The sequence below is a fragment of the Paenibacillus sp. MER TA 81-3 genome, assembly GCF_023713585.1.
In the GTDB taxonomy this organism is placed as follows: Bacteria; Bacillota; Bacilli; order Paenibacillales; family Paenibacillaceae; genus Paenibacillus_B; species Paenibacillus_B profundus.
The window spans coordinates 324,568-337,233 of record NZ_JAMAWB010000006.1 but is presented as its reverse complement, the minus strand read 5'-3'; the positions used below and the strand labels follow the sequence as shown (position 1 = coordinate 337,233).

Here is a 12,666-nt window from a genome sequence, read left to right as displayed (position 1 = left end):
CACCCTCTCAGGTCGGCTACGCATCGTCGCCTTGGTGAGCCGTTACCCCACCAACTAGCTAATGCGCCGCAGGTCCATCTGCAAGTGACAGATTGCTCCGTCTTTCCCATCTCCCTCAGGCGAGGAAAATGTCTATCCGGTATTAGCTACCGTTTCCGGTAGTTATCCCAGTCTCACAGGCAGGTTACCTACGTGTTACTCACCCGTCCGCCGCTAAGCATCAGGAGTGCAAGCACTCCATCAACTCCGCTCGACTTGCATGTATTAGGCACGCCGCCAGCGTTCGTCCTGAGCCAGGATCAAACTCTCCGTTAAAGTTAGTTTGACTTGCTCATGTATTGCTGACGAGGTTGTTAACCTCTATTACACAAACGTTTCACTCGTTGTTCAGTTTTCAAAGAACAATCTTCATTTTGTTACCGTTGTTGCATTCGACATTACTCAACATCATTTGCAACAGGATTTTATCTTAACACATCTTCCAACTCTATGTCAACATCTTTTTTTCAAAAGCTGATTGACTGTTGTTTCGTTGTGTTCCGCCGTTTCTTGCGGCCGGATTTATAATATAGCATGGCTTGTCCCACTATAGCAACAGGTAATATCAACCATATTCACTCTCTCTATTATATAGAGTGATAGTGTTGATATTACCTTCAGATCCGGATTGCCATTTCTATCTTATCCGTTAATCCATGGCAGGCTTTGCATATGTTCCTTTTTTGGCGGAGCAGCAAGTTTCTTTTTTCGTAGAGTTGCTTTTCTCTCGCTGTTGCTTGAGCTGTGTGCTTCACCGCGAACCGTAGCTTTCTTCTCTTTACTATCATTGCTTTTATTAACGGCCTTGTCTTCTGCATCAGAAGAATCTGTATCGAAAACAGCTTGGAATTCTTCTTCCTGTCTTTCTCCATGACATGCGCAGTCACAAGATTTCGAAGGCATCGATGACTCATATGCGTCCACTGGCATGTTCGACGCCGAAGAATAGGCTGCGGGATTATACCATCCGGCTTCAGGCGAAACGTAGGAGGATGGATATGGATCATTTTCATACCCTTGATAGCCTTGCCGATCATAGCAGTTCGACGGTGCGGTAAACATCTGAGCCTGATGAACGGGCGCAATACTCTCCTCGCAGCCGCATGGCATGGCATGGGTATACGGCATGGCGGCATAAGGCTGAATCATTGGTTCCCATATGCCAGACGGCACTGCCCACGGAATAGAGGAAGGAACAGCAGCTGGCACAGAAGACGGCATCATACTTGGCACACCGGATGACACTGCACCGTACATCGGCGGTACAGGAGGGTACATCACGCTCGGCATAGCCGGAAAAGCGTCGAAACATTCAGCTTGCGGATGATACATCGGCATAGATGCGCATGGAGCACAGTTAGAATAAGCATGTGGCATTGGCATCGGGGCCATCATTTCGGCAGCAGGCATGGCGAATTGCGCGAACAAATGATGATGAGGCTTTTCACAATCGCATGGCTTCATCTCAGGACATGGCGCCATCGGAACATACGGCATAGGTGCAATCGGCATTTCATAGTTTGGTGGTGGAAGAACAGGTATTGACGGCATGTTCGGCTGTTGGACTTGGGTCGCAGGAGCAACGTAAGTCGGCATGGGAGGTGCTGTAGGCGGAGCCGGCACTTCAGGTGTTGGCGGAACATACGATTCTACTGGCTTTACGTTTTCGACCTTTTCAATTTCATAAATGCACTCAGCTTTCTTCTCAGGTACTGTAATCGGCTTAGTAAGCTCAGCTTTGGGCTGGGTGTTTTCCGTTTTCGGTTTTGTAAGCTCAGCTTTGGGCTTTGTCATTTCTGCATTACTATTTGGCTGCGCTGTCTCAGCAGGCATTGCCATTCCGGTGTGAACCTTTGGAATATTGATGACTTGACCGATAGCCAAGACATTCGGATTTTTCAGCTGCGGATTGGCGTTGATCATCGTCTCCAGCGGGATGCCCCAAGCTTTAGACAATTTCCACAGCGTATCCCCCTCCTTAACAACATGCTTATGAATAATTTCATGCCCGCTCGACGGATACTTTGAAGACGGAACCTTGATCTTCATGCCGACATCCAATTGGTTCGGGTCCTTCAATTGTGGATTCATGGCAATCAACTCTTCAAGGGATACATCGTACTTTTTGGACAACGAGTACAACGAATCGCCTTTTTTCACGATGTGAATTTTCACCTGTTGTAACCTCCCAACCGTTCATCATCCTCTTCACCTCGGGACAATCGCCCGGAAATTCAATTAATACATCCTATGCAGGTGTTAGGCATTTGACATCCCTCAACACAAAAAAATCCTCCCTAACTTAGGGAGGACTGGCCATTTGATATGAAACAGCGGCTAATCGTATACTTTAACGCCGTCTTCTGTGACGATTTTACGGAAATTTTCCAACAGGCTCAATGTAACCGGTCCGGCTTGACCAGAACCAATAATACGACCGTCCACTTCGCGTACGGCAATAACCTCTGCTGCCGTGCCTGTAAAGAACACTTCGTCGGCAACATAAATGTCATGCAGCGAAAACGGTTCTTCTTTTAAAGTCAGTCCAAGCTTCTGGCACAGCTCCATAATAGCTCCGCGCGTAATGCCTTCCAGTGCGCCCAAGTAGCACGGAGGCGTGTAGACAACTCCTCTTTTCACAAGAAAAATGTTGTCGCCCGATCCTTCCGTTACATACCCTTGCGCATTCAGCATAATCGCTTCACCGACATCAGCCAAGTTCGCTTTAATTTTGACCAAAATGTTATTCAAATAGTTGAGCGACTTAATCTTCGGATTCAAAGCGTCCGGGATGTTGCGGCGTTCGGCTACCGACACCGTGCGCAATCCATTGCGGTACGCCTCTTCCGAATAGATCGCCAATTGCTCTACAATAATGATGACGCTCGCTTTCGGACAGCGGAGTGGATCCAATCCCAGATTACCGGGACCACGGGAGACAATCAGACGGATATATCCGTCCTGCAGCTCGTTTTTGCGAATGGTTTCGACCAATACGCCCTGCATTTCCTCAATGGGTAATGGAATATTCAGCATAATCGACTTTGCCGAATCATATAGGCGCTCCAAATGCTCTTTACATTTAAAAATGTTGCCGCCGTATATGCGAATCCCCTCAAAAATACCATCACCGTACAAAAAGCCGTGATCATACACCGAAACTTTCGCATTTTCTTTTGTTACAAACTCACCGTCTAAATAAATCCACTGTGTCATCGTGCAGCACCTCCAAATGGTAGCATTATTCTGTCATAGCATGTTGAAAAGTATAACTCGGATAAGAGCCTAATATGCGAACTTGGCAACCGATAGCTTCAATCTCCTCCATTGCGGCGGGAAGTAGCACCGTATCCAGCGCCATTTCGACATCAATGTAAAAATAATAGTTTCCAAGCCGGCGCTTCGTCGGCCGGGATTCGATCCGGGAAAGGTTAATTCGACGCCACGCGAACGCAGAGAGCACCTGATGGAGCGCACCTGGGAAATCTTCCGGCAAGGTGACGAGAATCGTCGTCTTCCTAGCAGACGATTCCGGCAACGACATCGGTTCTTTCCCGATAAGAACAAATCGAGTGAAATTGTTCTGATGATCAGTCACTTGCGGAGCCAATACGTCCAAGCCGTGCGTGCGCGCGCCCAGAGCCGTTCCGATGGCAACCCACCCTTGACCCGGATTCTCCTTTACACGGTGAACAGCCTCGGACGTGCTATTGACATGTTCCAATTCCGCATGTGGAAGCTGGGCCCGAATGAACTGCATGCACTGCGCCATCGCCACAGGATGCGACATCACTTTGCACACCCGGGACCAGTCACCTTGCACTTCTTCACGTCGGCCAATTACATTTTGAATCGATGGGTACACCCATTCCGCCTGAAAAGGGAGATCTACCTCATGGACAATCCAGTCCATATGTAAATTGACAGAGCCTTCGATCGTATTCTCGATCGGAATGACACTATAATCCGTATCCCCGCGTACCGTCGATAAAAACACATCCGAAATCAGCTTATGGTGCATAAAGCAATTCTCTTCACCGACTAAATATACCGCAGCTTCATGTGATACTGAGCCTTCTGGTAATAATGCTATTCGCGCCATAAGCGTTTTACTCCTTCGCTGACTAATAATTTATACGTGCCGCTAGAATGGAGGACATGTTGTCCCACGTACCGCAGCACACAGCACCCTCCCGACTAATTCCCATCTCCATGACTTTCGCTTCCACACCGTGTGCAAGAAACGTTTTTTTCATATAAGAGACAAGCAAAGCGCTCGATTGACGCTTGTCCGTAAACGCAAGCAGTGTAGGTCCGGCACCGCTAAGCGCAACGCCTAGCGCACCATGCTCTGTCGCCTCGTCCAATATACGCGACATTCCGGGAATCAATGGTGCCCGATAGGGCTGATGCAGACGATCACGCATCGCCGTCTCAATCACATGGAATTGCCCGCTGCATAGCGCGGCGACCAGCAAGGAAGAGCGGCTAATATTAAACACTGCATCCGCCACGCTTACTTGCTTGGGCAGAACATTGCGCGCCAGCTTCGTTTCCAATTGGAACTGCGGAATGGCCACAACCGTGCTTAAGTTACAATGAGGCTCAATCCGGATATGTTCCGTTCGTTCTCCATCCCAAGCAGCTGCAATTATGCCGCCGAACAGCGAAGCCCCGACATTGTCCGGGTGACGTTCGATTAAGGTTGCCATGTTGAACAGTTGCTCTTGGGTCAATGGATAGCCGATCAGTGCATTGGCGGCATAGAGTCCGCCGATGATAGCCGATGCGCTGCTGCCGAGACCGCGTGTCAAAGGAATGTCACTATACACATCCATTTCAAGCGGACGACCTTCTACTCCAGCTGCACTGAACACCGAATGAGCAATCCGATAGATTAGATTGCTCTCGTCGGTAGGTATGCCCGCCAACTCGCTGCCATGAAGCCGGATGACCGTTGCCTCTGCCGGCTTCATGGCAATCCATAAATGCAAATTGAGTGCCATGCCAAGCGTGTCAAAGCCTGGACCGAGATTCGCGGTACTGGCCGGCACACGCACGAGCACGCCGTCTTGTTGCCACATTATTGCTCACCCTCTAATTGCCGAATCGCATCCATAACCGCCTCTTCCGAGTCTTTCACAACGAGCGGTTCGGTTGCTGCCGTCTTAATAGCGATGTTCGGGTCCTTCAATCCGTGGCCCGTAAGCACGCATACGACCGATTCACCGCCAGAGAAATAACCTTCCTTATGGAGCTTGATGACGCCTGCAACCGATGCGGCTGAAGCTGGCTCGCAAAATACGCCTTCACGCGCCGCCAATAGTTGGTATGCTTCAAGAATCTGTTCGTCGGTAACATAGTTGATCTGGCCGTTCGATTGATCAGCCGCTTCTACCGCCGTCTTCCAGCTTGCTGGATTGCCGATCCGAATCGCCGTTGCGATCGTTTCGGGTTCGCGAATCGGTTCTCCCTTGACGATAGCCATTGCGCCTTCCGCTTCGAAGCCGATCATCTTCGGCAGCTGGTTGCTCTTGCCTGCAGCATGGTACTCTTTGAAGCCTTTCCAATACGCCGAAATATTCCCTGCGTTGCCGACCGGAATCGCGAGCACATCGGGAGCTTTGCCCAATTGGTCGCATACTTCGAAGGCAGCCGTCTTCTGTCCTTCGATGCGGTACGGATTAACCGAGTTCACAAGCGTAATCGGATGCTTCGCCGTAATTTCTCGCACGATTTCAAGCGCGCGATCGAAGTTGCCTTCGATCGCAATAACTTTTGCACCGTAAATCATCGCCTGCGCAAGCTTGCCAAGCGCAATATTGTTGTTCGGAATCAGCACGATGCAGTTCACCCCGCCGCGTGCAGCATATGCAGCCGCTGCCGCAGACGTATTGCCCGTCGAAGCGCACATTATCGTGCGGCTGCCTTCTTCCATCGCTTTCGCAACAGCCATTACCATCCCCCGGTCCTTGAACGAACCCGTAGGGTTTAAGCCTTCGTATTTCAAATATAAATCCAAACCAAGCTCATTCGACAGACGTTCTGCCCGAACAAGCGGCGTGTTGCCTTCATGCAGTGTGAGCATCGGCGTGTTGTCGTTCACTGGTAAGTATGATTTATAGGTTTCGAGCAGTCCCATGTATCTCATCCACATATCCCCTCTTCAGATGTAAATTATATATTGTTAGCCCAAGCCTTTCTCGTTGCTCGGCCTAGCCTTCCACTCGATAAGCGCTCTTGATCGATTTGATAACGTCAAGATTGTCGAAGTGCTTATACACCTTCTTCATGCTCGCTTGGCTCGCCTGATGCGTAATAATGATAATTTCTGCATCCGGGTTGTGCGGATTCGGCTGCTGAACGACAGAATCCAAGCTCACTTCGTACTCCGCAAATACTTGCGTTATTTGAGCAAGCACACCTGCTTTATCTTCAACATGCAGCAAAATGAAGTTTTTGTACACGATTTGATCGTCGGTTTTCAGCTTTTTCTCTTTATATGGGGTAAGCGCACGCTGGCCGTTAACACCAAGCTTCATATTTTTGATGACAGCGACCAAGTCAGCAACGACTGATGTCGCCGTCGGCATTTCACCGGCGCCTGGTCCGTAGAACATTGTCTCGCCTACAGCCTCTCCGTATACATAAACAGCATTGAACACACCGTTCACCGCAGCGAGCGGATGCGAAGTGCTGACCATTGTCGGCTGTACAACGACACTGATCTGATCATCTTGGCGCTCTGCAATGCCGAGGAGCTTCATTTCGTAGCCGAGACGCTTCGCAAACGCGATGTCCTCCTTCTTAATCTGCGAAATGCCGCGCACATCCACATCTTCCAAAGCGACATCCGAATGAAAGCCGAGCGTAGCCAGAATCGCCATTTTACGTGCTGCGTCAAGACCTTCCACGTCTGAGGTCGGATCAGATTCCGCATAGCCAAGCGCTTGCGCTTCCTTCAATACTTCTTCATAGCCTGCCCCTTCTTGGCTCATCTTGGTCAGTATAAAATTCGTCGTACCATTCACGATACCCATTATTTTCTTAATCCGATCGGAAGAGAAGCCTTCCATCAACGTGCGAATGATAGGGATGCCTCCGGCAACACTTGCTTCATAAAATACATCGCAGCGCTTCTCCTTCGCCTTCGCCATAATCTCGCGTCCATGGAGCGCCATCAAGTCTTTGTTGGCCGTGACCACATGCTTGCCTTGCTCCAAAGCTTCCATAATATATTGCTTGGTAGGTTCAATGCCGCCCATCACTTCAACGACAACATCGATATCCGGGTTATGAATAATGTCACAGGCCTCTTCAGTAAGCATCTCTTCCGGAATAGACACGCTGCGCGCCTTTTGCAAATCCTTGACGAGCACCTTTTCAATTCGAATTGGCGATCCCACCTGGCTCGACAAGTCGTCCTGATGCCCCTCCACAATACGTACGACTCCAGTTCCTACCGTCCCCAACCCTAATAACCCAACTTTAATTGGCTTCATCGCTGTTTCTCCCCTTCTCTTCAACGGAATCTATCTGTAAAGCTCAACCATTATCCTTGTCCAATAACCGCAACCCGCTTCACGCCGGGAATATCGCGCAACGAGTCCAGCATCTCGCCGAACGGCTCCGCAATAAGCGACGTTTCTACGGAAATAACGACATTCGCCATCCCCTGCAGCGGAATCGTCTGATTGATGGTCAACACGTTGCCCTCAAAAGTTGCCACAGCACCAAGCACCTTGGACAAAATTCCTGAACGATGCTCCAAATCCATAGATATCGTTACGATTCGTTCCCGCTCCAGCTGATTCAAAGGAAAAATGCCGTCTTTATACTTATAAAAAGCACTGCGGCTTAATTCGACGCGCTCAGCCGCTTCATGCACTGTCTTCACTTCACCCGTAGCGAGCAATTGCTTCGCCTTCACAGTCTTGACAACCGCTTCCGGTAAAATGTCCTCTCGTACTAAGTAGTATCGTTCTGACATTGGTAGTCCTCCATAAAAAGACTTTTGTTTTCTTATAGAGGACATTATAGCGGATTTGTATGCGTATTGGCAATAGGCAATCCGATAAAAGTGCGTGATTCAAAGCGAGCTTTTTGCACAACCTCTACAAGTAGTTAAATTGGATCTATTATACACGATCGTGAACTTAACTAAAGCATTTTCCTAACAAGTTGCTTAAAAAATACGTGGACCATCCAGCAAGGGAAATTTTAGGTTGCTCCCACAAACCATTGGACAGAGTCCAATGAATGAATGAGTGCCACAAAAACAATAATCAATTCCCAGCAGCTGGAACTTTCACGCTTAGGACGCGTACAATGGAATAACGTCAAGCACAGTATAGGACTGTTCAATACTGGTTGAATTTACTTCATTTTTTTAGAAAGGGATGCTTTTATTATGCAGATGAAACCATTAGGGGGCACTTCGCTACATGTGTCTGCCCTCGGATTCGGTGGAGCTCCGCTATCCGTACAAGGAAGACCAGAACGTCCACAAGCGGAAGCTGCGATCCGGGCCGCTCTGGAGAGCGGCATCACATTCTTCGATACCGCTGATACATACAGTTTGGGCGAGCATGATCTTGGGCATAACGAGCGCTTGTTCTTGGATACAATTCCAGCTGGCCTGGGTTGCGTCCTTGCAACGAAGGGAGGGCTGGCGAGACCGAACGGAGAATGGACCTATTCCGGCCATCCGCAGGCGCTGCGGGCAGCATGTGAACGCAGCTTGACCCTATTGCAGAGAGAAGCCCATCCGCTATATTACCTGCATGCACCCGATCCTGAAGTCCCCTTTGAAGAATCTTTCGGAGAGCTGACGAGACTACAGGCGGAAGGCAAGATTGAACATCTTGGCCTGTCCAACGTCTCGATGGCTCAGTGTGAAAAGGCATTCCGCATGGCGAACGTCGCCGCCATACAGAATCGGTTCCATTTCTTTGACAGACGATCGCTGGATGTGCTGAATTATTGCGCCGAACACCACATCAGCTTTGTCGCATACAGTCCCAACGGCGGTCCTGGTCAAGCGGCCAAGCTGAAGGAGCATCCACTGCTGCAAGAGCTCTCCCAGCAATATGAGGTGAGCGTCCATCAGATCGTACTTGCATGGATGATGGCCCTGTCACCGCAGCTCATTCCGATACCGGGAGCGACAAGGCCAGAGTCAATCCGCGACAGCGCCAAGGCCGCACAACTATCGCTAGCGTCTGACGATCTGGCGAAGCTTAACGCCTGCAGCACCTCAGACGAAGTTCAGACATAACAGACAGAAGACCGCATGTCCATAATAGGACCTGCGGTCTTTCCTTTTGTTGTTTTTATGTCAATAGTAGCTGCTGCCTTCTACGAATTCAAATTCGAACTCCCCAATACGGATAATCGTTCCATCCGTTGCCCCGCGTTTGCGCAGCTCTTCGTCCACACCCATTTTGCGCAACGTGCGCGCAAACTTCAAAATGGCATCGTGCGAGTTCATTTGCAGTCGTTTCAGCATACCCTCAATCGCTTCGCTCTCTACGACAAACATCTCGTTCTCACGGCGAATCGTGAACTCCGACCGCGCCTCTGTCTTTTTGTTATACCGATAAATTTTCCGTTCCTCGACCTCAGCCACTTCTTCGACTTCAGGCGCATCCGGTAGCTGCTCCAGCATATTCATCGCCTTATAGAGCAGCTCTTGCACACCCATTTTCGTCAGGGAAGATATCGGAACGACTTCGATGTCCCGACCGGTCTTGTCGCGCACTTTCTCCTTAAAGATCGCCAACTGCTCTTCCGCCTCCGGCATATCCATCTTGTTCGCCGCCACGATCTGCGGGCGTTCCGCAAGCTTCTCGTTGTACAGTTCCAGCTCTTCGTTAATCTTCATCCAGTCATCGAACGGATCCCGTCCTTCTGTCCCGGCCATGTCCACAACATGGACAATAATCCGGGTGCGTTCCACGTGACGAAGGAATTCATGTCCTAGTCCGATGCCGGTATGAGCGCCTTCGATAAGACCCGGCAGATCAGCCATGACGAAGCTGCGGCCGTCTCCCACATCTACGACACCGAGATTCGGAGTAATCGTCGTGAAGTGGTAGGCGCCAATCTTCGGCTTGGCGGAAGAAACGACAGATAACAGCGTTGATTTACCGACGCTTGGAAAGCCGACAAGCCCGACATCAGCCATCACTTTCAGTTCAAGCACGACCCAGCGCTCTTCGCCTTCTTCCCCATGCTCCGCAAGTTCAGGCGCTGGGTTGGTAGCTGTGGCAAAGCGGATATTGCCGCGCCCTCCCCGGCCCCCCTTCGCAATGATGACTTCTTGATCTTGCCGCGTCAGATCGGCAACGATCTCCTGCGTATCGTCATCCACTACGACCGTCCCCGGCGGCACGCGGACGATCATATCTTCCGCGTTTGCTCCATGGCGGCTCTTGTTGCGGCCTTTTTCTCCTCGAGGAGCCTTAAAGTGCTTCTGATAACGGAAGTCCACCAACGTACGCAAACCTTCGTCAACACGAAAAATGACGTTGCCTCCCCTTCCGCCGTCGCCTCCGGCCGGCCCTCCCATTGGCACATATTTCTCACGGCGAAACGAGACAATACCGTCACCGCCATCGCCGCCTTTTACATAAATCTTCGTTTTATCTACAAACATGCTGTCACCTCATTACGCGCTGCATGGCACGACGATATGAAATGCATCGTGCTCATTATTTTGTTTCGCCGACAACTGCTCCAGCCGCACGCCGCGTTCCGATGCGATCCGACTAAGCTGTGCGGCCACTTCGCCCGGCCGAAGCAGTTTCCCTTCATATCGATAACGGATAACTAGACGGTTCGGTTCTCGCACGAATGCAAGCTGCAGCGGACTGAAGGTGTCCATTTGCGCCTTCGGCGCGAAGCGGAACGTCTGCACCGTCTCCATAATCACATCCGCTAAGCGGCTTGTGTCTACTTCCAAGTTCAATCGGTCGAGTTCTACTGGCTCGGGAATAATCACGTCGAGCGGCATTGTACCACCTGAAGTGCGTTGCTGCATTAGAAACATGACCAGTTCCGGTATGCCCAACTTCGCAATACGGCTTTCCTCTGCCATCCTTGCTTTTATTGTTTCCACACATTCCGGTAATTTATCGTACTTCTTCAAACGGACATAACCGTACAATAGCTGCAGATCATTCATCCAGTCGTGACGCTGATGATTCATCAACTCAATCGCCGACCATTGATATGACCGCAGCATGCGCTGCCGCTGTCTTGACTGCTCCTGCACAAGAATAGCGGCTCCGGAAATGAAGCTGACGGTTAAAAAGATGAGACATACAGCACGCCATACCCAGGTGAGATCCCTGCCGATGATGAACGCGGCGCTACCCAACGCTACTGCCACACAACATCCCAACCCTAAGCGTATCCTCTTCATGGTTTCGCTCCCCGTTAACGTTTCCATGTTTCCAAATTATGTGCAAACACCCCAAAGTTCAGTATATCATGCAGGTGATTCGCACGTCCAAGAAAAGTGAAACGATTCTGGTCTCGTCGAAGCCGTTTTGTCAAAAATCGAGCGTTATAGTTAAAAAAAACCCCCGGCTCAAGCCGAGGGTTCCTCATGTCGTCTTACTTCTCCACAGCTGCTGCAACTGGTGCAACATCAGCCGGGTAGACGCTCACTTTTTTGCGGTCGCGACCCCAACGTTCGAACTTCACGACGCCTTCCACTTTCGCAAACAGCGTGTCATCTTTACCGATGCCAACGTTGTTGCCCGGATGAACTTTCGTGCCGCGTTGACGCACCAGGATGCTGCCAGCCGTTACTGTTTGGCCGTCGGCACGTTTCACACCAAGACGTTTCGAGATACTATCTCGACCGTTCTTTGTGGAACCTACCCCTTTTTTCGATGCGAACAACTGAAGGTTCAGTTTTAACATATGGTCTACCTCCTTTGCTCAATCATTTGTTCTTCTATTTGAAGATACGAACCGTATGAAGCCTCGATCGTACGTAAACTGACGATCATCGACTCCAATAGCAGTTGAACTTTCGTTTCAATGTCTTTCTGCTCAATAAGCGGCACAAATCCGCTTAAGAAGCCATCCTTCATCTTGCACTTCAGTTCAACGCCAGTCAATGCTTCAACGGCGTTCACCGCGCCCACCGACACAGCGGAGACACCAGCACATACGGTGTCTTCCCCGTAGGGAGCGTAATTCGCATGCCCTTCAATCGAGAAGCTCTCAATTGAGCGGTCTGACTTTCGTCGAATGTTAATGCGAATCATCACGGCACCTCTTACGCCTTAATGTTCTCAATCGTCACTTTTGTATATGGTTGACGATGACCTTGTTTACGACGATAGTTCTTTTTCGCTTTGTACTTGTAGACGACAACTTTCTCGCCTTTTCCATGCTTTTCTACTTTCGCCGTTACAGCAGCGCCGGATACGACCGGAGTACCTGTGACCAAACCTTTGTCATTGGATACTGCCAATACACGGTCGAACGTCACGCTTTCGCCTTCAGCAGCGTTCAGCTTCTCGATGTACAATACATCGCCAGCTTGAACTTTGTACTGCTTGCCACCCGTCTCAATAATTGCGTACATTGTGTGCACCTCCTCATGTCTCA

General features: G+C 50.0%; 13 protein-coding genes, 1 rRNA gene and 1 other annotated feature (1 of these 15 only partly in view). Of the genes, 1 reads left to right on the top strand and 13 read right to left on the bottom strand.

Annotated elements, in window-relative coordinates; translation table 11 throughout:
• From M3650_RS11090 to M3650_RS11055, 8 genes are all read right to left on the bottom strand, one after another.
• Positions 1 to 315, bottom strand: a 16S ribosomal RNA gene (locus tag M3650_RS11090); the annotation flags it as partial.
• A gap of 366 nt (positions 316 to 681) precedes the next feature.
• Positions 682 to 2,199, bottom strand: a complete 1,518-nt coding sequence (locus M3650_RS11085) for a LysM peptidoglycan-binding domain-containing protein (RefSeq protein WP_251574667.1) — start codon at positions 2,197 to 2,199, stop codon at positions 682 to 684.
• A 177-nt stretch (positions 2,200 to 2,376) separates the two neighbouring features.
• Positions 2,377 to 3,255, bottom strand: a complete 879-nt coding sequence (ilvE, locus tag M3650_RS11080; protein ID WP_251574665.1) for a branched-chain-amino-acid transaminase — start codon at positions 3,253 to 3,255, stop codon at positions 2,377 to 2,379.
• 25 nt (positions 3,256 to 3,280) lie between these two features.
• Positions 3,281 to 4,141, bottom strand: a complete 861-nt coding sequence (gene pheA / locus M3650_RS11075; RefSeq protein WP_251574662.1) for a prephenate dehydratase — start codon at positions 4,139 to 4,141, stop codon at positions 3,281 to 3,283.
• A 22-nt stretch (positions 4,142 to 4,163) separates the two neighbouring features.
• Positions 4,164 to 5,123, bottom strand: a complete 960-nt coding sequence (thrB, locus tag M3650_RS11070; protein WP_251574660.1) for a homoserine kinase — start codon at positions 5,121 to 5,123, stop codon at positions 4,164 to 4,166.
• Positions 5,123 to 6,190 carry a threonine synthase gene (gene thrC / locus M3650_RS11065; protein ID WP_019422351.1) on the bottom strand — a complete coding sequence of 356 codons (1,068 nt, stop codon included), beginning with the start codon at positions 6,188 to 6,190 and terminating at the stop codon, positions 5,123 to 5,125. The genes thrB and thrC overlap by 1 nt, the downstream gene beginning before the upstream one ends.
• Before the next feature lie 64 nt (positions 6,191 to 6,254).
• Positions 6,255 to 7,541, bottom strand: coding sequence for a homoserine dehydrogenase (locus M3650_RS11060; RefSeq protein ID WP_251574653.1), 1,287 nt, complete (start codon positions 7,539 to 7,541; stop codon positions 6,255 to 6,257).
• Between the two features lie 50 nt (positions 7,542 to 7,591).
• Positions 7,592 to 8,029: an ACT domain-containing protein gene (locus M3650_RS11055; protein WP_233697028.1), complete on the bottom strand. Its 438-nt coding sequence runs from the start codon at positions 8,027 to 8,029 to the stop codon at positions 7,592 to 7,594.
• Between the two features lie 420 nt (positions 8,030 to 8,449).
• On the opposite strand from M3650_RS11055, the gene M3650_RS11050 reads away from it, so the two are divergent.
• Positions 8,450 to 9,316 carry an aldo/keto reductase gene (locus tag M3650_RS11050; RefSeq protein ID WP_251574652.1) on the top strand — a complete coding sequence of 289 codons (867 nt, stop codon included), beginning with the start codon at positions 8,450 to 8,452 and terminating at the stop codon, positions 9,314 to 9,316.
• A 60-nt stretch (positions 9,317 to 9,376) separates the two neighbouring features.
• Here the strand turns inward: M3650_RS11050 and obgE are convergent, their stop codons facing one another.
• From obgE to rplU, 5 genes are all read right to left on the bottom strand, one after another.
• A complete protein-coding gene (obgE, locus tag M3650_RS11045) occupies positions 9,377 to 10,696 on the bottom strand; it encodes a GTPase ObgE (RefSeq protein ID WP_019422356.1) in 1,320 nt (439 codons plus the stop codon).
• 12 nt (positions 10,697 to 10,708) lie between these two features.
• The gene (locus M3650_RS11040; protein WP_019422357.1) at positions 10,709 to 11,431 is read right to left on the bottom strand and encodes a Spo0B domain-containing protein; all 723 of its coding nucleotides are present in this window, start codon (positions 11,429 to 11,431) and stop codon (positions 10,709 to 10,711) included.
• Between the two features lie 227 nt (positions 11,432 to 11,658).
• Complete coding sequence (gene rpmA, locus M3650_RS11035) at positions 11,659 to 11,970, bottom strand: 50S ribosomal protein L27 (protein ID WP_019422358.1); 312 nt, start codon at positions 11,968 to 11,970, stop codon at positions 11,659 to 11,661.
• A gap of 5 nt (positions 11,971 to 11,975) precedes the next feature.
• Positions 11,976 to 12,320, bottom strand: a complete 345-nt coding sequence (locus M3650_RS11030) for a ribosomal-processing cysteine protease Prp (RefSeq protein WP_019422359.1) — start codon at positions 12,318 to 12,320, stop codon at positions 11,976 to 11,978.
• Between the two features lie 11 nt (positions 12,321 to 12,331).
• Positions 12,332 to 12,643 carry a 50S ribosomal protein L21 gene (gene rplU / locus M3650_RS11025; protein WP_019422360.1) on the bottom strand — a complete coding sequence of 104 codons (312 nt, stop codon included), beginning with the start codon at positions 12,641 to 12,643 and terminating at the stop codon, positions 12,332 to 12,334.
• A gap of 12 nt (positions 12,644 to 12,655) precedes the next feature.
• Positions 12,656 to 12,666: a sequence feature (ribosomal protein L21 leader region), on the bottom strand (it continues 77 nt past the right edge of the window).

Excerpts from the sequence above, each read along its gene's own strand:
- ilvE (WP_251574665.1), bottom strand. The coding sequence starts at position 3,255 with ATGACACAGTGGATTTATTTAGACGGTGAGTTTGTAACAAAAGAAAAT.
- pheA (WP_251574662.1), bottom strand. The coding sequence starts at position 4,141 with ATGGCGCGAATAGCATTATTACCAGAAGGCTCAGTATCACATGAAGCT.
- thrB (WP_251574660.1), bottom strand. The coding sequence starts at position 5,123 with ATGTGGCAACAAGACGGCGTGCTCGTGCGTGTGCCGGCCAGTACCGCG.
- thrC (WP_019422351.1), bottom strand. The coding sequence starts at position 6,190 with ATGAGATACATGGGACTGCTCGAAACCTATAAATCATACTTACCAGTG.
- M3650_RS11060 (WP_251574653.1), bottom strand. The coding sequence starts at position 7,541 with ATGAAGCCAATTAAAGTTGGGTTATTAGGGTTGGGGACGGTAGGAACT.
- M3650_RS11055 (WP_233697028.1), bottom strand. The coding sequence starts at position 8,029 with ATGTCAGAACGATACTACTTAGTACGAGAGGACATTTTACCGGAAGCG.
- M3650_RS11050 (WP_251574652.1), top strand. The coding sequence starts at position 8,450 with ATGCAGATGAAACCATTAGGGGGCACTTCGCTACATGTGTCTGCCCTC.
- obgE (WP_019422356.1), bottom strand. The coding sequence starts at position 10,696 with ATGTTTGTAGATAAAACGAAGATTTATGTAAAAGGCGGCGATGGCGGT.
- rpmA (WP_019422358.1), bottom strand. The coding sequence starts at position 11,970 with ATGTTAAAACTGAACCTTCAGTTGTTCGCATCGAAAAAAGGGGTAGGT.
- M3650_RS11030 (WP_019422359.1), bottom strand. The coding sequence starts at position 12,320 with ATGATTCGCATTAACATTCGACGAAAGTCAGACCGCTCAATTGAGAGC.
- rplU (WP_019422360.1), bottom strand. The coding sequence starts at position 12,643 with ATGTACGCAATTATTGAGACGGGTGGCAAGCAGTACAAAGTTCAAGCT.